A 19,209-nucleotide genomic window follows, 5' to 3' on the forward strand; every position below is an offset into this window, starting at 1 on the left:
GCTGCTCAGGCAACGCCACCTGCCATTCAAGCCGCGGTGTCTTTGATTGAACCAATCCCTGATCGAGCAAGTACGCAGCGAACACCTCCTCAACGTGCCCCTCGGAGGCCTCGAGCGCGTCCTGCAATTTGGCAAGCAGGCGTCGCTACCGTGCGGAAAGCGACTTTCGCCACGTCGACAACGCAAAGGTATTGAATGCCGCCACGGAAGTATCTCCTCCATAAGCGCGCCCTACAGCAGTGCGTAATTCGAAGGATAGTTTCTATCCACATCGGCGAGGGCGAGCCCCAACCAGGGCGCCCGGACTGAAACGCGCTCACACCATGCCCGTGGCTTGCATGACGTTTCTGCCTGCGCAACGACCGTGGAAATCGAGGCACTCACCGCCGAAGCACCCTGTTCGCTGAACCACCGTAGTGCCGACGCGCGTGCCAGTGCATTCGCAGCGGTACGCAAGCGCATCACTGAGCGGCGGCGACCGCCTTCACGTGCTGATCCACGGTATAAGCATAAACGAAATCATGAAGCTCGCTTAGGTAGCGATCGGCCACGGCAGGCACAACCCCAACTGCCTTGCCGCCATGAGGTGACCCTTCGCGCACCTGACGCTCCAACTCTCGACTTTGCTCGATGCAGTGCGCCTTCGCTCCGACGGCGATGTCGGACGCTTTAAAGGCAGGCCGAACCGTTGCATTGGTCTGCGCATAACGTGCGTGGCATTCAATCACAACACGCGCGACCGGTTCATCCTCATAGCGGTTGGTCCCTGTCGCCGGCGCGGCGATCACCGATGCCACTATGAGCAATATGCTCTCTGGCAACTGTTGTCTGATCCCAACCTCCTTCTGTCAGTTCAGTCGTGATCGGAATTGGCGCTTTCCAACATCGTCTTGTACGGACCGAGCGCCATCTGCCGGCGCCGCCGATCCAGATTCTCTAGGTCGATGGTCGGTTGGAGTACATACCTTCCCTTCTCCAGCCGCATCTGCGTTCCGTAGATCTGGGACTGATCGGACGCCAAGGCGACTCGGTCTGCGAGCATCGCATACTGTCGCCGTGACATCCCTCGCGTCTTCATCAACGGTTCGGCTAAGGCCAGTGCTCGCTTCTGGAACTCGAGATCCTCATCGGCGTGCTGCACAAGCAAGAACGCCGTGGAGACGCCATCGATCCCGACCATCTCCCGGGTGGGAAAGCCAACCTCTTCAAACACTTTCTTGACCTGACGCAAATTCTCGCTGTCAGCTTCTACTATCTTCGCTTTGATCTCTTCGACCCGGACCGAATCGCCGTCAGCCTGGGCCTTGTTCATCGCTTTGCGCAGCGACTGGTCCGGAGAGATCAGTTCGCCCAAGAGCCTACGAATGTCTGGTCGGGTATAAACTGCCGAAGGCTGTGACAAGCTTCGGTCGTAATCAATCGGTGATGAGCTACGTGTGCCGCCAGCAGGCTCGGCGAGCTCCTCTTCCAAGGTGGGCAGACCATAGAAGTCGCGGAAGAACAGCATCGCGCCTTCCGACTTCACTGGCGGATCCGCAATTACATTGCCATCGACGAGACGTTGCAGCGTGCCGTAGATCTGGATGCCCTCATGAGCAGCATAGACTTGGTCGGCCATCCGTGCATACGCCGCGGGACGAAGGTCATCGCCCACCTGTTGATCCAGAAGTGCCAGCATGTACTTCTGGAACTCAAAATCGAGGCCAGAACGTTTCAACAAGCCGCCGCACACCTCGATCGATTCCGCTCCCGATGTGCGGTAGGTCGGCCATCCGTGCTTGATCAGCAGAGCCTTGAACTCATTGAGCTCGGCGCCGGTGAGCTGGCGACCATCGGAATTTCGCAGCAATGCATCGAAGCGCTCGACGACGTTTGCAGGATGGGCCAAACCTCCATCCAGGCCGATATCGAATGTCGCTGCGCTTGCCTGGAGACTCTGGACAACCATGAAGATGAGGAACAAACCCATTCCCCTCATGCGAAATTTGGCCCGAGTTTTCATCATACTGCTCCTATAGAATTTTCGGCTGCTGCGAACTCGTTGTAAGCGTGCAGCCCTTGATACTCGTCGGGATCACCGCCACCCAGCAGCGCGGCCACATGCGCCGTGATGGGATAGCGCGTATGAAACTCTACGAACAAGAATGCACCGCCGGGATTGAGGTCGAGAAAGTAAAATTCGCCAGTCTCATCGACAACAAAATCGCTGCTGGCCAGCTGCAGCGAAAAGTGATTGGTCAGCGACAGCATTGCCTCAGTCATCGCTGCTGGTGCTTCCATCCTCGAAAAGGTGAGTTCATCCGTCCCCTGGAACGGGCGGAAGTCCGTCGTTCCCGCGGGAGTGTCAAGCCGACAGGCGAACACCTTGTCGCCCACCGCGACCACGCGCACGTCATAGGATTTCTGGATGCAGCGCTGATAGATCACCGGGCATGCCATGAGCGACTCATCGGACATCCCATCGATGTCGGCGGCCGTAATCGTGTTCGTATAGGTCATCAAGCTACCGCCATCGGGCAGGCTCCAGGTATGCACATCGATGGGTTTGACTGCCACGGTCCTGTGGTGGTGGACAAACGCCCGGATCTCATCGGGGTCCGAGCTGATCAGCGTCTCAGGGAATTTTATACCCAGCTCGTAGCAGGCGTTCAGCTGCTCCACCTTCATCTCACCACGGATAGTTGAAGCGCGCGGATTGAGGAAGTGGCAGCGTGAGCGCGAAAGCCGTTCGATGACGTTGTCGAAGTACTTCCGGCCCTCCTCGAAAACATACTTCGAGTCCTCCTTTGCGACCTCGATCTGCGTACGGCTCGGCCAGTGCACCCTGCGCAACCAAGCAGCATCGACTTCCGTGTCTTTGATTTTTACCCGAGCAGGTGATTCGCAGCTCATGTTCACCGAGTAGCCACGCCCCTGGACCGCATCCCGTGTATCCCAGAAGCGCACCGTATGCCCCTTCTGTTCTAGGGACCAAGCCGTCAGCATGGCGTGCGTGTCTTCCGGCGGCGAAACAATGAGTACTGTTCTCATCCTGACAGCTCCCTAGTCTTTCTCGATATTTTCAACGCAAGAGGAGCGCGTAACGCGCCCCTCTTGCGCATGCATCAGCCGTTCACGATCACCGTGTCCAGACCTTCGGGCTTATTGCCGCGATAGGTTTCCTCGGTGATCTTGCTTTCCCCATCCATGGAAGCCTCCTGTGCCGGAAGCCGCACGATCGTACCAGCGCCACTGACGGCCTGCATCTCATCCTTCGTGACCTCGCGGGCCAGGGTCTTGATCAGCGGAGTGACCTTGTTGTCCGTCATTGAATTCTCCTTGTTCAATTGATGACTATTGCGAACGTTTGATTGATGGTCGTTACGGAGACTCAGGTCCGCTCGACGGTGTCCTTACCTTCGTACTTTCCGCCCTTACCATAGGTGTTCTCTTCCAGCCCGCCATCAGCCATCGAAGAGTCCGAGTACTCGCGTTTGACGATAGTTGAAACGCCGCCTGAAACATTCAACATCTCCTCCCTGGAAATGGTGCGCGCCAGCTGCTTGATGATCGGATTGGCATCGTTTGAAGCTTCCATTGCTTATCTCCTTGGTTTCGGTTGTTGGCGATCAACGCCACGTGACAACTGAGGCCAGCGCTCACCTCAGTTGCTACGTGATGCTGGAACCACGCAGCACTACCGGTGCTAACGAATGAAAGACATTGTTGATAGATCGAATACCCGGTCAGCGCAGGCAATCGTTTCGGCGCGATGCGCGATGATTACACGTGTGATGTTCAGCGCCTTTACTGCGGCGTTTGCGATGCTCTCGTTGGCGGCATCCAGATGGCTGGTAGCCTCGTCCAAGACCAAAATCTTTGGTTTCAAGTAGAGCGCGCGAGCCAGCAGGATGCGCTGCTTCTGGCCACCAGACAGTGCCGACCCCATGTCACCGACCATCGTCTCGTAGCCCATCGGCATCATGACGATTTCCCTGTGAATACCGGCCATTACGGCGGCCTGGCAGATATCCTCGAGCCTTGCGTGCGTGTCGAAGAACCCGATGTTGTCCGCAACGGATCCGGAGAACAGGCAGTCATCCTGCATGACCGCAGCCACCATCCCATGCGGGGCGGGAGTCGCGTTGGAGCGTTTCACCCGGCCGATCCAGAGCTCGCCTTCCTGCGGCGTGACCAGTCCAAGAATCACTTTGGCCAAGGTTGTCTTGCCGCAGCCGCTCGGCCCGACGATCGCGATGGATTCACCCTCGGAAATGCTGAGGTCAAGCTTGTGGAACGCCCATGGCTCGCCATCAGAGTAGCGATATGAACAGCCCTTCAACTCGATCGTTGCGACCCAGTCTGCATCAATCCCAGAATGCGATATTCTCTGCGTGGGCTCAGAGGTTGCAATATCCGCTATTCGCCCTAGATGCAGCTTGAGCATACCGAGCTCTACGACTTTATCGATCAGCGACCCGGCGCGGCTGGAGAACTGATCCGCGTAGGCGAGCACGGCAACCAACATGCCGGCGGAGATGGAGCCGGCTCCCATCATGTAGGCGCCATAGCCCAGCAGCAGCACACGCTGAAGTCCGAACAAACATTGGCTGAAGCCGGTGAACACCACTCTCACCCGCTCCAAGACCAGCTCCTTGTTCGCCACACGGATCACGGCATTGGCGATCTTGGCCTTTCGTTCGGCCTGGGCGTTTGCTAGCTTGATGGCCTGCATCCCGCGCAGCGACTCGATCATCTCGGTCTGCTGGCGTGCTTGGAACACCACGGCGTCCTCGCTTAGGGTCAGCAGTTTCTTGAACATCAGCTTCCTGATCAGGGCGTACACGCTCACGAAGGCGAGCACGAGCACTGCGAACTTCAGCTGATACATGGCCAGCAGCAACAGTGCCAGGATGCCGGTAATCCCATCGAGCACGGCCGTCACGAAGCTACTCGTCAGCGTTGCTTGCACAGCGCGGACCGACCCGATCTTCGATAGGACATCACCCAAGTGCCGCCTTTCAAAGAAATCCATCGGCAGGCGCATCAGGTGGGAGAAGATGTTCACCTGCCACTGCGAGTTCATGTTTGCGCCGACCCAGGAGAGCAACCAGCCGCGCGCTACGTTGAGCCCAGCCTGTATGCAGATGATCAGCGCAAACGTCGCAGTGACGACGATCAGCAACGTAGTGTCCACGCCGCTTGAGAACTGGTCGACGGTCCACTGGGCCTGCAGCGGAACCAGCAGCCCGAGGATCTCGATCGCCAATGCGAGACCTAGCACCTGAAACAACGACCGCTTCAACCCGACCAGCTTGCCAGTGAGCTGGCCAAGCCGGATCCGCTCCGGGCGTTCCTCCTGCTTGAAGGAGGTCGTGGGTGAAAGTTCCAGCAGAATACCAGTGAAATGGTTTCCTACCTCCTCCAGGGACATCACTCGCCGCCCCTTGGCCGGGTCGTAGATGACTAATCGGCTGCCCTTCACTTCCGACAGCACCACAAAGTGGTTCATGTCCCAGTGCAGGATGGCGGGCGAGCGCACTTGGCGCAGATACTCGAGTTCGGCGCGAAGCGCCCGGCAGTCGAAGCCCAACTCATCGGCGATGTCGACCAATCGGTTGAGCGCCATGCCCTTCAGGGAGCCGGTGAACCGACGCCGAAGCGAAGCAATGCCTGCATTGTTCCCATGGTACGCCGCGATCATCGCCATGCATGCAAGCCCGCATTCGGCAGATTCTGTCTGCATGACGAGGTCGACCTGACGCCGTGCGTGCCATGGAACGCGAAAGACGCTGCCGTCAGCCATTGCCATTCCCCTGCGATTTGATGCCTCTTCCCTGTGACTTGAACAGCAGGCTCCAAAGATCAGTGCTGTTCAGTGCAATGCGTGCTGTCAAAGACATGCCGGGCTTGAGCTTGGCGAGGCGACCAAAACCTACGTCGATGTCTTGCTCGGGGATCTCCACCGTCACCCGATAGGCTGCGGTCTTCTGCTCGTTGCCCAGCACCCTGCTCAACTCCGTCGGTGAGAGCGCGATGGCCCCGAGTTCGTGCACCTTCCCGGTCACCCATCCACCGACACCGCCCGCTGAGGCGTCATAGCGCAGGTCCACCGGCGCACCCGGCTTGAGCTGCGCAATCACGTTGCCAGGCACCCATACTTCGGCTAGCAATCGCTCTTGCTCAGGCACCACGGTGAGTAGGAGCTTGGACGGATCTGCGAACTGCCCTTCCTTCACTAGCACGGTTGATACAGTCCCACTCTGCGTCGCTCGCAGCACAATGCCTCGCGACTTCTCACTGGTGGCAATCAACTGTGTGACATCGCTAAGCTGAAGCTTCAGCTCGGCGACATCCTTATGTAGATCTGCCGGGATCATGCGTAGTGCCGCCTCGGCTTGCACCAGCTCCGCATCGAGCTGCAAACGCTGGTCGCGAAATGCCTCAAGTTGGGCACGCAACTGCAGCACCTGGTCATGCTGTTGGGAGACCTGGTAGCCGCTGACTACCGATGATGCGTGGTCGGACCAGCGTTTGTAGATGTCGTTGGCCAGCTCATAGCGCATCTCATGGGTTGCGGCCTGCTGGGCAAGGTGTTCCCTGCGTGAACGCAGCAGCGCAATTTTTTCCTGCGTTTCGATTTGCATCGAACGCGCGCGTTGCTCCCGCACGCCAATGAGGACGTTGATCTCGCCGACCTTTTTCCCCAGTTCCAAAGATACGATCTCGGCCGTATCACCTAACGCAACGCTACTTTGGCTGTCGCTGATGTGGATCAGCGAATCGCCTTTGCGGACTTTCTGCCCTTCGTCCACGAATATTCTGGTAATCGTGCCGCCGGATGCCGGCGTGCTAATCGATGCAACGCCCTGCTGCGGAACCAGACGCCCCTGAATCGACGTGGACCGCGTGAATGACCCCAGCGCGATGATCAACGCAACAGCGGCCAAGGCGGCTAGTGCGCAAGCGAAATAGAACCACCCCATGCGTGGAGGTTCAAGCCGCATCTCGCCTAGATAGTCGCCCCGCCTGTACTTGATGACTTCCTGTCGAAATAGATCCAAGCCTCGCTCCTCCCCTAAGAGTCGCTGCTTCCATGCAGATCGCACTAAAGCGATGTCGAAAAGGCTTTTACCAAACGACCCACTGCGTCGTCAATACCATGATTGAAATCTGGTATGAGCTCGCGTCAGCGCGGCTTAGCCCCCCCCCCAGAATTACTGCACCGCCGTTGCGCATCGCGCCAGTTCCTCCTTTACGGACTCACACGGATAGGTTCCAGTTCCATCGATTTCATCGAGTGGATTGGTGGAGATCAGGGCTGGCACTTGATAAGCAGCGAACGACCGCTCGACTGTCCATGTATGAATGTCGACCTCGACAGATCGATTCTACGCGAACTCAATTCGTTGCTGGCTGCGGCAAGCAATCGACTGAAGCTTCTCTCGCGGCGCGAGCCATCAACTTCGTGCGCAGAAATTTAACCGCGATCGCGGCGGCGGCCGGCTTTGCCATCCAAGAAGCTCTGGGGCGTGAGCTGCCCGCCAGTACCACCGACAACAAGAAACCTCGGCGGCGTAGATCGAGCAAGATTGTGGCGAAGTATCGTAATCCCATGAGCAAGCGCAACACGATGGTCCGACCGAGGTCGCATGCCTATATGGCTTGCGGAGAAGACCAAGCGGCGCCGTAGCGCCACGGATTTGCCAATCCAGTGACTTGCTAGGCCTGCGCTCCGCCGTCAAAACGCTTGACTCTGGCGTTTCGAGCATCCGTTACCGGCCGCATGGCATCATGCCCCCCAAAAGCGGACATCAGCTTACGTGGCTTGCTCATGAACTTGACCGCTTGCTCGGTCCACTTACGCCATGCTCGCGCAGACTCATGGCGTACCAAGGCAGGCTAGCGCTTTTCTGACGGTGACTTGCTTACATTCGCAAGAAGTGAACACGACGATCCGGACACGAAATGCCGGCTCCATCGTTTACGTCCTTTACTGCTAGAAGATCGGCGTCAGACCAGCAAGAAGAAAAAAAATCTCCACCCAAACAGAAAACCCCAGCAAGTACAATGACTTGCCGGGATTTATTCGCATCACTGAACTATCAAAAAAATCAGAACGGAATATCGTCGTCAGCGAAGTCGTCCATCGGCGGGGCCTGCTGCGGCTGCGGGCGCTGGTTGCCACCCTGGTTGCCATAACCGCCGCCCTGGTTGCCGTAGCCGCCACCCTGGTTGCCACCACCCTGGTTGCCGTAACCACCGCCCTGGCCGCCACGCTGGCCGCCACCGCCACCGTACTCCTGGCGCGGGGCCTGCTGGCGCTGCGGACGGTCGCCGCCGAAGTTGCCACCACCGCCACCACCGCCGCCGCCTTCACCGCGGCCGCCCAGCATCTGCATTTCGTCGGCGATGATGTCGGTGGAGTACTTCTCCACGCCATCCTGGCCGGTGTACTTGTCGTAGCGCAGGCTGCCTTCAACGTAGACCGAGCTGCCCTTGCGCAGGTATTCGCCGGCGATTTCGCCGAGCTTGCCGAAGAACACCACGCGGTGCCATTCGGTGCGCTCCTGCTGGTTGCCGTCCTTGTCCTTGCGGACGCTGGTGGTGGCCAGGCTGATACGGGTGATCGCCATGCCGCCCTGGGTGTACTTCACGTCCGGGTCGTTGCCGAGGTTGCCGACCAGGATGACTTTGTTGATGCCACGCGCCATAGGTGTGTTCGTCCGTTGTACAGGGGCAGACCACCAGTGATAGCACGTCCTCCTGGCAGGAGGCAGTGGCCCGGGGCCGCCCCCGATGCATTTGGGGGAATTCAAGAATGTCCCATCTTATCATCGCCGCCGCCGTGCGCCCGGTCAGGGAAGCCCCCGGCGGCGGCCGGAATGCGCCCCGAGCCCTTGCCCCATCAGGCTCTGGAGGCCTTTCAATCCAGCCGGCAGTGAGGATGACCTGGACCGGTCCGCACCGTGCGGGTCCGGACGCGTCACAGCCAAGCGCTGTCCGATCCGTCTCCCCGGCGGGACATCGGCAGGGCCAGCAGCAGCCACCCGTGGCATCATCCGTGAATCCCCCCGCCTGCACCGCCCATGACCATCAAAGGCAAAGCCACGTCCCTGGACATCGCCCACCTGGCCGGGGTCTCCCAGCCCACGGTGTCGCGTGCCCTGCGCGGCAGCCCCATGGTCAATGCCGAGACCCGCGAGCGCATCCTGCGCATCGCCCGCGAGCTGAACTACAAGGTCGACAAGAACGCCTCCAGCCTGCGCCTGCGCAATGCCGGCACGCTGGCGCTGCTGTTCTTCGAAGACCCGACCAACGACGATTCGCTGATCAATCCGTTCTTCCACTCGATGCTGGGCTCGATCACCCGAGCCTGCGCGCTGCATGGGCAGGACCTGCTGGTGTCCTTCCAGCAGCTCTCCACCGACTGGCAGGCCGATTACGAGGACAGCAACAAGGCCGACGGCATCATCCTGCTCGGCTATGGCGACTACCACCAGTCACGCGACCGCCTGCAGCGGCTGGTCGAACAGGGCACGCATTTCGTGCGCTGGGGTGCAGCCCTGCCCGGCCAGCCGGGCGTGTCGATCGGCAGCGACAACTTCCAGGGCGGGCATGACATCACCACCCACCTGCTGCAGCAGGGCTGCCGCCGCATCGCCTTCCTCGGCCATGCGTCCAGCCATTACCCGGAGTTCGAGGAACGCTACCGTGGCCATGTCGAAGCGCTGCGCACGCACGGCCTGGCCGCCGACCCGGCACTGCAGCACGATGCGATCACCACCGAGGCCTCCGGGCAGGAAGCGTGCATGGCGCTGCTGGCGCGCGGCGAGCGCATCGATGCGATCTGCGCGGCCAGCGACCTGATCGCCATCGGTGCGATGCGCGCATTGCGCGAGGCCGGCCTGCGCGTGCCGCAGGACGTGGCGGTCACCGGCTTCGACGATATTCCGCTGGCGGCCTCGGTGTCGCCGGCGCTGACCACGGTGCAGCAGGACACCAAACAGGCCGGCCAGCTGCTGGTGGAGAAGCTTCTGGCGCTGATCGGCCGGCAGCCGGTGGAGAGCCTGAGCATTCCGGTGAAGCTGGTGGTGCGCGAGTCGTCGCTGCGGATGTAGGGCCGAGCAACGGCAGCCAAGCATGGGCTCGGCTCTACAGGGTCTCGTGCAGGCCGGTAATCCGCGTGACTTCCCCTACCGCGGACACGTGCGGACCCTCATGGCAGTGGAACCGGACACCCTCGGCGATCCGGTCACGGTGCAGGGTCTGCCGCAGTTCCCGGTTCACGATCCGCATCCTCGCCCGCAGCCAGGGCCCGACCGGCAGCGCGATGTCATCGGCCAGCGGTTGGCCGTCCTCGCCAAGGAACTCCGGGAAGATCATGAACAGCTCGAGCTCGCCCGACGCATCGGCATAGGCGAAGTCCCAGCGGATGCCGTTGTACGCGGGTTGGCGACGGCCGCCTTCTTCAGGTGCCAGCACGCGGATGCGCGCTTCGAAATCGTCCTTCAGCAACAGATACCCGCCCATGCCCTGCTCACCTTCCGTGGATAGCGCTCGATGATGACCGATCAGTGCATCGCCGGGAATCGACAGGCGAGGCAGGCGAGCACGCTCGACTCTACCGCGCTCCCGGCATGGCGGCACGCACTGCGGCGCTGAATTCATCCAGCAGGAACGGCTTGGCGATCATCGCCATGCCTTCGTCGAGGAACGATGCGCGCTCCTGGGCCTTTTCCGCGTAGCCGGTCATGAACAGCACCGGCAGCGACGGGCGTGACTGCCGGGCGATCTCGGCCAGCTGCCGGCCGTTCATGCCGGGCAGGCCGACGTCGGTCACCAGCAGGTCGATGGCCTGCGCCGAGGCCAGGATCGGAATCGCCGCATCGGCATCGCCCACCACCTGGGTGTGGTAGCCAAGGTCTTCCAGCACCACGGTCACCAGCATGCGTACCTGCGCATCGTCCTCCACCACCAGGATCGACTGGCCGGCACCGCGGCGTATCGCCTGCGTGGCCGCTGCCGGCGCGCTGGCCCCGGGCGCCTCGTCCATCGGAATGAACAACGACACCACCGTGCCCTCGCCCACCTGCGATTCGATGGCGATATGCCCACCGGACTGCTGCATGAAGCCGTAGACCATCGACATGCCCAGGCCGGTGCCCTTGCCGATGGGCTTGGTGGTGAAGAAGGGCTCGAATACGCGTTCCACCACGGCCGGCGCCATGCCCGCCCCGGTGTCGGCCACCACCACCTGCACGTAGCGCCCGGCCGGCACGGCCGGGTACTGCCCCTCGCGCACGCTGGCGGAGGCGGTGCGCAGGGTCAGCTGGCCGCCATGGGGCATCGCATCGCGGGCGTTGATGGCCAGGTTGAGGATCGCACTCTCGAACTGGTTGGCGTCCAGGGTGGCGTGCAGTTCGTCGGCACTGGGTTCGGCGACGATCCGCACCGACTCGCCCAGGGTACTGCGCAGCAGGTGCTGCACCGATTCCAGCAGTGCGTTGATCTCCACCGGTCGTGCATCCAGCGATTGCCGGCGGGAGAACGCCAGCAGCCGCTGGGTCAGCGCTGCCGCGCGCTGGCCCGATGCAGTCGCCGTGTCGAGGAAGCGATCCAGGTCATCCACCCGGCCCATTTCCAGGCGCATCCGCACGATATCCAGTGCCGACAGGATGCCGGTCAGCATGTTGTTGAAGTCGTGGGCGATGCCACCGGTCAGCTGGCCGATCGCCTCCATCTTCTGCGCCTGGCGCAGCGCCGCCTCGCTGGCCTCGCGCGCGGCCATCTGCATCTCCAGCTCGCGGGTACGCTCGGCCACCTTCGCTTCCAGCGCCTGGGCGTGCTGCTGGCTGCTGGCCAGGGCCAGCTTGGCGGTGGTGATATCGGTGACGAACACATGGAAGCCATCGACATGACCCTGCGCATCGCGGCGAGGCGCGTAACGCACTTCGCAGTCGCGGCGACCGCGCAGGCGGTGCGGCCATTCGATCTCGAACACCGCGCCCTGCCCCTGCAGGGCCGCCTCCATCACCGGCCGGCGTTGCTGCCAGACGGATTCACTGATGACGTCGCGCACGTGGCGGCCGATCACTTCGCCGGTGGCCAGGCCGAACCAGTCTTCATAGGCGGTGTTGGCAAAGCGGAAGCACATCGTCGTATCGACGAAAGCGATCAGCACCGGCATCGTGTCGGCGATCACGCGCAGCTCGGATTCGCTGCGTGCCAGTGCAGCCCGGCCATCCGCCAGCGCCTGCAGCTGGTCGCGCACCAGGAACTGCTTGCCGCGTGCGCGCAGTGCGCCCTGCACCGCGCTGAGCAGGGAGACACTGCCCAGCGGCCGATCCATTTCCACCACGTTGATCGAGGCCGGCAGCAGCGGCTCTCGGGTGGAGTGGCGGTAGGAGCGCGCCGAGCGCAGCAGGATGAAGGGAAGGTCCGACCATGCCGGCTGGCGCTGCAGGGCAGGCAGCAGCACGTCGCCACCGCGCGCCACCGCTTCCTGGGTCACCACCACCAGGCCGGTGTCATCGTCCAGCGCCTCGGCCAGCGCGGCCAGGTGCGGGCAGATCAGCGTGACCAGGCCCGCGGCAGCCAGCACGCCCGCGATGCTTTCGGCGTCGCGCCCGAACGGCGCGACGATGCGTACCACCTGCCGGCCTTCGCCCTTATCGGCCATCAGACTGGCCGAGCAGCGCCCCATCATCGCCGACGAATTCCGGGGTCCCGGTGAGGATGCCCTGGAAGTCGGCCAGCGGTGCGCTGACGGTGACGCCGCGTCGGTCGATCCTCAGTTCACGGATGGTGTCCTCGTGCGCGCCACCGCGGTTCTTGATGACCGAGATGGCCTTGCGGATGCGGCCCTTGGCTTCGAAGAACCGGAACAGCACCACGGCATCGGCGATGTAGGACACATCCAGGTTGCCGGTAGACATGGTGCCGACCAGGCCATGCTGCGGGTTGATGAGGAAGGTCACCACGCCAACCTGGTTGAGGTAGGACAGCATTTCGTGGAGCTGCAGCATCAACTGCTTCTCCTGCGGCATGGCGGCCACGTAGCCGTTGAGGCTGTCGATCACCAGCACGCTGCAGTCGCGCTCCTCCACGGCCTTGCGCAGGTTCCAGGCAAATTCGCCGGGCGATATCTCGGCCGGGTCCATCTGCATGATCTCCAGCAGGCCCGAGTCCAGGTGCTTGCGCAGGTCGATGCCCAGCTCGGCCGAGCGGGCCAGCAGGGTGCCCACGCGCTCGTCGAACTCGAAGATGCAGCTGCGCTCACCGCGCTCGCAGGCGGCCCACACGTACTGCAGAGCGACGTTGGTCTTGCCGCTGCCGGCCGGGCCGGTCAGCAGGGTGGACGTGCCACGCAGCGGTCCACCGCCGAGCAGCCGGTCGATCTCCTCCACGCCACTGCTGACCGGCGTGCCGACGAAATGTCCCTGGTGATCGGAGGCGATCAGGCGCGGGAAGATGTCCAGGCCACCGTGGCGGATGACCATGTCGTGGTAGCCGGCGATGAACTCGACGCCACGAAGCTTCTGCACCTGCATGCGGCGGCGCGCGGGGCCGAAATCCAGGGTCAGCCGCTCCAGCGAGATCACGCCGTGGCACAGGCTGTGCAGCTGGCCGTCGCGCTCCTCGCCGCTGGAGGTCAGGTCGTCGACCAGGATGACGGTGGCGCTCTTGGGGCCGAAGAACTGCTTGAGCGCGAGGATCTGCCGGCGGTAGCGCAGCGAATCCTGGGCCAGCAGGCGCAGCTCGGACAGCGAATCGAACACCACCCGGGTCGGCCCGATGCTGTCCACCTTGGACATGATCATGTTGACCGTTTCGTCCAGCTCCATTTCCCAGGAGTGCAGCACCGACTGCAGTCGGCCGTTGCCCATCGCGCTTTCAGCCGAGCCGAGTTCGAACAGGTGCAGGCCCTCCAGCGACCAGCCGTGCGCGCTGGCGACCTCGCGCAGTTCCTCGGCGGTCTCGGACAGGGTGATGTAGAGGCATTGCTCGCCCCTTCTGAGGCCCTCCAGCAGGAACTGCAGCGACAGGGTGGTCTTGCCCGAGCCCGGCGGGCCTTCCAGCAGATACAGGCGGGCCTGCGGCAGGCCACCGCCGAGAATCGTGTCGAGCCCCTGTACCCCGGTTGCGATCCGCATGTGCGCCTGCATGGCTTTGGAGATGGTCAAAGCCTAGCGAGGCCGCTGTAGAGGCATTGTGTGATCGCTGGGGTGGCCCGGCACCCCATCAAGGTGGATTTCACTCCCTCCAGCGGCACTTCCGTCGGAAAGCATGACCATTGGCATTGACCGCCGCCGTATTCAGCGCGATAAACGGCCATTCATACAGGGAAGGGGTGTACGCGCATGCTGCAGATCGACTCGCTGTCCAAGACCTACGCCAACGGCGTCCACGCGTTGAACGGGGTCACCCTGGACATCCCGCGCGGCATGTTCGGCCTGCTCGGCCCCAACGGCGCCGGCAAATCGTCGCTGATGCGCACCCTGGCCACGCTGCAGGAAGCCGACAGCGGCACGGCCGTGCTGACCATTCCCGGCGAATCGCCGATCGACGTGCTGCGCGACAAGGATGCCGTGCGCCGCCGCCTGGGCTACCTGCCGCAGGATTTCGGGGTCTACCCCAAGGTCAGCGCGCTCGACCTGCTTGAGCACTTCGCCGTGCTCAAGGGCCTCACCCAGCGCGCGCAGCGCCGTGAAGTGGTGGATGGCCTGCTGCAGCAGGTGAACCTGTGGGACGCGCGCAAGCGCAAGCTGGGCACCTATTCCGGCGGCATGCGCCAGCGCTTCGGCATCGCCCAGGCCCTGCTTGGCGATCCGCGCCTGGTCATCGTCGATGAGCCCACCGCCGGCCTCGACCCGGAGGAACGCAACCGCTTCCTCAACCTGCTGGCAGCCATCGGCGAGAACGTCGCGGTGATCCTGTCCACCCACATCGTGGAGGACGTGACCGACCTGTGCCCGAGCATGGCCATCATGAACAAGGGCCAGGTGCTGCTGACCGGCCGCCCCACTGATGCCATCGAGGCCCTGCAGCAGCAGGTCTGGCGCAAGCAGGTGGACCCGTCCGAACTGGCCGACCATGAAGCGCGCTACGTGGTGCTGTCCACGCGCCTGGTCGGTGGCCGCCCGGTCATCCATATCCACAGTGCCAGCGATCCCGGCGATGGCTTCCGTGCCGTGGCCCCCGATCTCGAGGACGTCTACTTCCAGCGCCTGCGCCTGCAGGCGCGTGCCCGCGCGGCAGCCTGAGCGGAGCACGCCATGATCCTCAATTTCTTCCGCTTCGAGCTGCGCGAGCAGCTGCGTTCTCCCCTGCTGTGGCTGCTGGCCGGACTGTTCGCCCTGCTCGCCTTCGCCGCCGCCTCCAGCGATGCGGTGCAGATCGGTGGTGGCAGCGGCAACGTGCACAGCAATGCGCCGACGGTGATCGCGCAGATGCTCGGCATCTTCACCTTGCTGGGGATGCTGGTGAACGCGCTGTTCGTCAGCAACGCGTTGCTGCGTGACTTCGAACTGGGCACTGCCGAACTGATCTTCGCCAGCCCGGTGAAGCGTCGCGACTACCTGGCCGGTCGCATCGCCGCGGCCCTCGCGGCCGGGCTGCTGGTCTACATCATCATTGCGTTCGGCGTGTGGCTGGCACCGTTCATGCCGTGGGTCGATCCCGAGCGCATGGGGCCGATCAGCTGGCAGGGCTATGCCTGGACGTTCGCGGTCATCGTCATTCCCAACCTGCTGTTCACCACCGCGCTGCTGTCGCTGCTGGCGGCGCTGACCCGCTCGATCCTCTGGGTGTACATCGGCCTGGTGGCCTACCTGGTGCTGTACGGTGCCAGCGCCGCCCTGCTGCGTGACATCGACAACACCTGGATCGCGGTGCTGAGCGAGCCGCTGGGCATGCGTGCGCTGGGCCGTACCATCCGCTACTGGTCCACCGCCGAACGCAACGGCGGCATCCCCGAACTGGCCGGCTACCTGCTGGCCAACCGCGCCCTGTGGCTGGGCGTGGCCGCAGCACTGTTCGCCGCCACGTTTGCCCTGTTCCGTACCGAACGCAGTGGCAGCGGCCGCCGCCGCTGGGGCCGCAAGCACGCGCCGTCGGCCGCCGATGCGGGTGCCGTCCGCCCCACCCGCGCGCCCCTGCCGCGCGTGGTACCGGTGTTCACCGCGGGCACGGCGTGGCAGCAGTTCCTGCGCCAGGTCCGCTTCGACACGCGCGGCGTGCTGCGCAGCGTGCCGTTCATCGTGCTGCTGGTGCTGGGCCTGGCCAACTTCCTGCCCAGCGCATTGTTCCGGCAGACGCTGTACGGCACTTCGATCTGGCCGGTCACCTCGCAGATGGTCATGGCCCTGCAGGGCGCCTTCAGCTGGCTGCTGGTGATCATCGTGCTGTTCTTCGCCGGCGAGCTGGTCTGGAAGGAACGCGGCGCACGCATCAATGAAGTGACCGACGCCATGCCCATGCCGAACTGGGTACCGCTGCTGGCCAAGTTCACCGCGCTGCTGGCAGTGATCGCCTGTTTCCAGGCCGCTGGCGCGCTGGCGGCGATGGGCGTGCAGCTGACCAAGGGCTACACCCACCTGGAGCCACTGCTGTACCTGCGCAGCCTGGCACTGGATTCGGTGGTCTACATCCTGATGGGTGGCCTGGCGCTGGTGCTGCAGGTGCTCACCAACAACAAGTTCGTCGGCTATGCACTGCTGATCATCGTGATGATCGGCCAGGGCGTGCTGGGCATGCTGGACTACACGCAGAACATCTACAACTTCGGCAGCTGGCCCAATGCCCCCTATTCGGACATGAACGGCTATGGCCACTTCCTGGCCGGGCAGCTGGCGTTCCAGGGCTACTGGGCGCTGTTCCTGCTTGCGTTGATGTGCCTGGCCTCAGCCTTCTGGGTACGCGGTGTCAGCCAGGGCCTGCGCCAGCGCCTGGCCCTGGCCGGCCGTCGCCTGCGCGGTCCGACCGGTGCCTTCGCCGCGGTCGCTGCGCTGGCGTTCGTCGTCGTGGGTGGCTGGTTGTACTGGAGCACCAACATCCGCAACGAGTTCATTTCCCCCGACCAGCAGCTGGACCTGCAGGCCCGCTACGAGCGCGAGCTGTCCAGGTACCGCACGCTGCCGCAGCCGCGCATCGTGGCAGTGGACAACCGCGTGGACCTGTTCCCCGAATCGCAGTCCATGGTGATCGACGCCCACTGGAAGGTGCGCAACACCCATGCCGTCCCGATCCAGGACGTGCACGTCTCGATGGGGGATGACAAGCAACTGCTCGCCGTCGATCTGGGTGGGGAGACCCTGGCGATGCATGACGCCGATCTTGGCTACCGCATCTACCGCCTGCAGACGCCGCTGCAACCGGGTGAAACCCGCGACGTGCACTTCCGGGTGATGCAGAAGCCCGACGGCATCACCGCCGGCCAGGCGCCGAGCAACATCGTGGACAACGGCACGTTCTTCAACAGCCGCGCGCTGCCTTCCTTCGGCTACAACGAAGGTGCCGAGATCAGCGACCGCAATGAGCGGCGCAAGCGCGGCCTGGGTGAACCACGGCGCATGCCCAAGCTGGAAGACGAGGCCGCGCGCGCCAACACCTATGTGTCCAACGATGCCGACTGGCTCGACTTCCGCACCACGGTCTGCACCGCGCCGGACCAGGTGGCGCTGGCCCCGGGCTACCTGCAGCACGAAACCACAGTCAATGGCCGCCGCTGCTTCAGCTATGCCATGGACCGGCCGATGCTGAACTTCTATGCCTACCTGTCGGCACGCTGGGAAGTGCGCAGGGCGAAGTACAGGGACATCCCGATCGAGGTCTACTTCGACCCGGCGCACGGCTACAACGTGGACCGGATGATTGAAGCCGTGCAGAAGTCGCTGGCCTACTACGAAGCGAACTTCACGCCTTACCAGCATCGCCAGGTGCGCATCATCGAATTCCCCGGCTATGCCCGCTTCGCGCAGTCCTTCGCCAACACCATTCCCTATTCCGAGGCCATCGGCTTCATCGCCGACCTGCGTGATCCGGACAAGGTGGACTACGTGTTCTACGTGACCGCCCATGAGGTTGCCCACCAGTGGTGGGCGCACCAGGTGATCGGTGCCAACGTGCAGGGCGCCACGGTGCTGTCCGAGTCGCTGTCGCAGTACTCGGCATTGATGGTGATGGAGCAGGAGTACGGCCGCCAGCACATGCGCCAGTTCCTCAAGCGCGAGCTGGATGGCTACCTGTCCGGGCGCGGCGGCGAGGCCATCGAGGAACAGCCGCTGGAGCGCGTCGAGAACCAGCAGTACATCCACTACCAGAAGGGATCGCTGGTGTTCTACCGGCTGCGCGAGGAGATCGGCGAGCAGGCCCTGAACCGTGCATTGAAGCGCTTCCTGCAGGACAAGAGCTACCAGCAGCCGCCGTACACCACCTCGCGCGAACTGCTCGACTACATCCGCGCCGAAACGCCGGCAGATCGCCAGGCGCTGGTCACCGACCTGTTCGAGAAGATCAGCTTCTACGACAACCGGGTGATGTCCGCGAGCGCGCGCAAGCGCGAGGACGGTCGCCACGACGTGACCCTGGTCCTGCACGCGGCCAAGCAGTACGCCGACGGCAAGGGCCAGGAGAGCGATGGCAGCATGGATGACTGGATCGAGATCGGCGTGTTCGCCAACGGGCCGTCGGGCAAGGAACGCGACCAGAAGGTGCTGTACCTGCAACGCCACCACGTGACCACGGCCGAGCCCACCATTACGGTGACGGTGGACAGCAAGCCGGACGAGGCCGGGTTTGATCCGTACAACAAGCTGATCGACCGCGTCAGCGACGACAACCGCAAGAAGGTTTCGATGTGATGCCGGCGGTGGTGCCGGGCCGCAAGCCCGGTACCACCGGCGTCCTGCCTGGAGATGCAACGTGATCGTGATGGTCTATGGCTTTACGGGCCGCTATGCAGGCGCGTCCGAACTCGAATGGAATGCGCCGGAAGCAGGTGCGTTGCATAGAGCCATGCTGTTCCTGCGGCAGGACGAAGAGCGCGATGCCTTCGACCTGGCCCAGGCCGAATGCGCACGATTCGGCTTTGATGAGATCACCGACCTGCGCTGCGGCCGCTTGCAGGTGGATGTGCTGGACACCGATGCCTACCGTGGCTTCGCCGGGTTCTACGAAGAGGCTCTGAGCCAGGGCTCCGCCCTGCTCTACTACCCGAACTGATTCCAG

15 protein-coding genes are annotated in these 19,209 nt (G+C 63.0%); 4 read left to right on the forward strand and 11 right to left on the reverse strand.

Going from position 1 to position 19,209, the window contains the following annotated elements; genetic code table 11:
* Nucleotides 1-461: 461 nt before the first annotated feature.
* The 8 genes from AC3WL7_RS09125 to ssb form a co-directional block, all read right to left on the reverse strand.
* Nucleotides 462-788: a hypothetical protein gene (locus tag AC3WL7_RS09125; protein ID WP_492750061.1), complete on the reverse strand. Its 327-nt coding sequence runs from the start codon at nt 786-788 to the stop codon at nt 462-464.
* A gap of 65 nt (nt 789-853) precedes the next feature.
* Entirely contained in the window at nt 854-2,002 is a 1,149-nt protein-coding gene (locus AC3WL7_RS09130; protein WP_492750062.1) for a DUF6624 domain-containing protein, read from the reverse strand.
* On the reverse strand, nt 2,002-3,030 hold the full coding sequence (locus tag AC3WL7_RS09135) for an ATP-grasp domain-containing protein (protein ID WP_492750063.1): 1,029 nt from the start codon (nt 3,028-3,030) through the stop codon (nt 2,002-2,004). The genes AC3WL7_RS09130 and AC3WL7_RS09135 overlap by 1 nt, the downstream gene beginning before the upstream one ends.
* A 74-nt stretch (nt 3,031-3,104) precedes the next feature.
* Nucleotides 3,105-3,308, reverse strand: a complete 204-nt coding sequence (locus tag AC3WL7_RS09140; RefSeq protein ID WP_492750064.1) for a hypothetical protein — start codon at nt 3,306-3,308, stop codon at nt 3,105-3,107.
* 62 nt (nt 3,309-3,370) lie between these two features.
* The gene (locus AC3WL7_RS09145) at nt 3,371-3,577 is read right to left on the reverse strand and encodes a hypothetical protein (RefSeq protein WP_492750065.1); all 207 of its coding nucleotides are present in this window, start codon (nt 3,575-3,577) and stop codon (nt 3,371-3,373) included.
* 108 nt (nt 3,578-3,685) lie between these two features.
* Nucleotides 3,686-5,785 (reverse strand): peptidase domain-containing ABC transporter, encoded by a 2,100-nt coding sequence (locus AC3WL7_RS09150; protein ID WP_492750066.1) that lies wholly within the window; start codon nt 5,783-5,785, stop codon nt 3,686-3,688.
* Complete coding sequence (locus AC3WL7_RS09155; protein ID WP_492750067.1) at nt 5,778-7,043, reverse strand: HlyD family secretion protein; 1,266 nt, start codon at nt 7,041-7,043, stop codon at nt 5,778-5,780. Before AC3WL7_RS09155 ends, AC3WL7_RS09150 begins: the two co-directional genes overlap by 8 nt.
* A gap of 1,050 nt (nt 7,044-8,093) precedes the next feature.
* Nucleotides 8,094-8,693: a single-stranded DNA-binding protein gene (ssb, locus tag AC3WL7_RS09160; RefSeq protein ID WP_492750068.1), complete on the reverse strand. Its 600-nt coding sequence runs from the start codon at nt 8,691-8,693 to the stop codon at nt 8,094-8,096.
* 375 nt (nt 8,694-9,068) lie between these two features.
* Here ssb and AC3WL7_RS09165 point away from each other — a divergent pair, with 375 nt between their 5' ends.
* Nucleotides 9,069-10,100 (forward strand): LacI family DNA-binding transcriptional regulator, encoded by a 1,032-nt coding sequence (locus AC3WL7_RS09165; RefSeq protein ID WP_200732898.1) that lies wholly within the window; start codon nt 9,069-9,071, stop codon nt 10,098-10,100.
* Nucleotides 10,101-10,134: 34 nt separating this feature from the next.
* Here the strand turns inward: AC3WL7_RS09165 and AC3WL7_RS09170 are convergent, their stop codons facing one another.
* The 3 genes from AC3WL7_RS09170 to AC3WL7_RS09180 all read right to left on the reverse strand — a co-directional run bounded on the left by AC3WL7_RS09170 (nt 10,135) and on the right by AC3WL7_RS09180 (nt 14,147).
* On the reverse strand, nt 10,135-10,512 hold the full coding sequence (locus AC3WL7_RS09170) for a hypothetical protein (RefSeq protein WP_492750069.1): 378 nt from the start codon (nt 10,510-10,512) through the stop codon (nt 10,135-10,137).
* Nucleotides 10,513-10,603: 91 nt separating this feature from the next.
* The gene (locus AC3WL7_RS09175; RefSeq protein ID WP_492750070.1) at nt 10,604-12,661 is read right to left on the reverse strand and encodes a hybrid sensor histidine kinase/response regulator; all 2,058 of its coding nucleotides are present in this window, start codon (nt 12,659-12,661) and stop codon (nt 10,604-10,606) included.
* The gene (locus AC3WL7_RS09180; RefSeq protein WP_492750095.1) at nt 12,651-14,147 is read right to left on the reverse strand and encodes an ATPase domain-containing protein; all 1,497 of its coding nucleotides are present in this window, start codon (nt 14,145-14,147) and stop codon (nt 12,651-12,653) included. Before AC3WL7_RS09180 ends, AC3WL7_RS09175 begins: the two co-directional genes overlap by 11 nt.
* A gap of 195 nt (nt 14,148-14,342) precedes the next feature.
* Here AC3WL7_RS09180 and AC3WL7_RS09185 point away from each other — a divergent pair, with 195 nt between their 5' ends.
* From AC3WL7_RS09185 to AC3WL7_RS09195, 3 genes are all read left to right on the forward strand, one after another.
* A complete protein-coding gene (locus AC3WL7_RS09185) occupies nt 14,343-15,245 on the forward strand; it encodes an ABC transporter ATP-binding protein (RefSeq protein ID WP_079220987.1) in 903 nt (300 codons plus the stop codon).
* Nucleotides 15,246-15,257: 12 nt separating this feature from the next.
* Entirely contained in the window at nt 15,258-18,842 is a 3,585-nt protein-coding gene (locus AC3WL7_RS09190) for a M1 family aminopeptidase (protein ID WP_492750071.1), read from the forward strand.
* A gap of 61 nt (nt 18,843-18,903) precedes the next feature.
* Nucleotides 18,904-19,203, forward strand: a complete 300-nt coding sequence (locus AC3WL7_RS09195) for a hypothetical protein (protein ID WP_492750072.1) — start codon at nt 18,904-18,906, stop codon at nt 19,201-19,203.
* Nucleotides 19,204-19,209: the final 6 nt, after the last annotated feature.

This window comes from Stenotrophomonas sp. FW305-3-2-15-E-LB1 (genome assembly GCF_058787375.1).

What these genes read in the sequence shown, in the direction of transcription:
- AC3WL7_RS09135 (WP_492750063.1), bottom strand. Translation starts at nt 3,030, where the DNA reads ATGAGAACAGTACTCATTGTTTCGCCGCCGGAAGACACGCACGCCATG.
- AC3WL7_RS09175 (WP_492750070.1), bottom strand. Translation starts at nt 12,661, where the DNA reads ATGGCCGATAAGGGCGAAGGCCGGCAGGTGGTACGCATCGTCGCGCCG.
- AC3WL7_RS09185 (WP_079220987.1), top strand. Translation starts at nt 14,343, where the DNA reads ATGCTGCAGATCGACTCGCTGTCCAAGACCTACGCCAACGGCGTCCAC.
- AC3WL7_RS09180 (WP_492750095.1), bottom strand. Translation starts at nt 14,147, where the DNA reads ATGCAGGCGCACATGCGGATCGCAACCGGGGTACAGGGGCTCGACACG.
- ssb (WP_492750068.1), bottom strand. Translation starts at nt 8,693, where the DNA reads ATGGCGCGTGGCATCAACAAAGTCATCCTGGTCGGCAACCTCGGCAAC.
- AC3WL7_RS09150 (WP_492750066.1), bottom strand. Translation starts at nt 5,785, where the DNA reads ATGGCTGACGGCAGCGTCTTTCGCGTTCCATGGCACGCACGGCGTCAG.
- AC3WL7_RS09190 (WP_492750071.1), top strand. Translation starts at nt 15,258, where the DNA reads ATGATCCTCAATTTCTTCCGCTTCGAGCTGCGCGAGCAGCTGCGTTCT.
- AC3WL7_RS09145 (WP_492750065.1), bottom strand. Translation starts at nt 3,577, where the DNA reads ATGGAAGCTTCAAACGATGCCAATCCGATCATCAAGCAGCTGGCGCGC.
- AC3WL7_RS09140 (WP_492750064.1), bottom strand. Translation starts at nt 3,308, where the DNA reads ATGACGGACAACAAGGTCACTCCGCTGATCAAGACCCTGGCCCGCGAG.
- AC3WL7_RS09170 (WP_492750069.1), bottom strand. Translation starts at nt 10,512, where the DNA reads ATGGGCGGGTATCTGTTGCTGAAGGACGATTTCGAAGCGCGCATCCGC.
- AC3WL7_RS09130 (WP_492750062.1), bottom strand. Translation starts at nt 2,002, where the DNA reads ATGAAAACTCGGGCCAAATTTCGCATGAGGGGAATGGGTTTGTTCCTC.
- AC3WL7_RS09165 (WP_200732898.1), top strand. Translation starts at nt 9,069, where the DNA reads ATGACCATCAAAGGCAAAGCCACGTCCCTGGACATCGCCCACCTGGCC.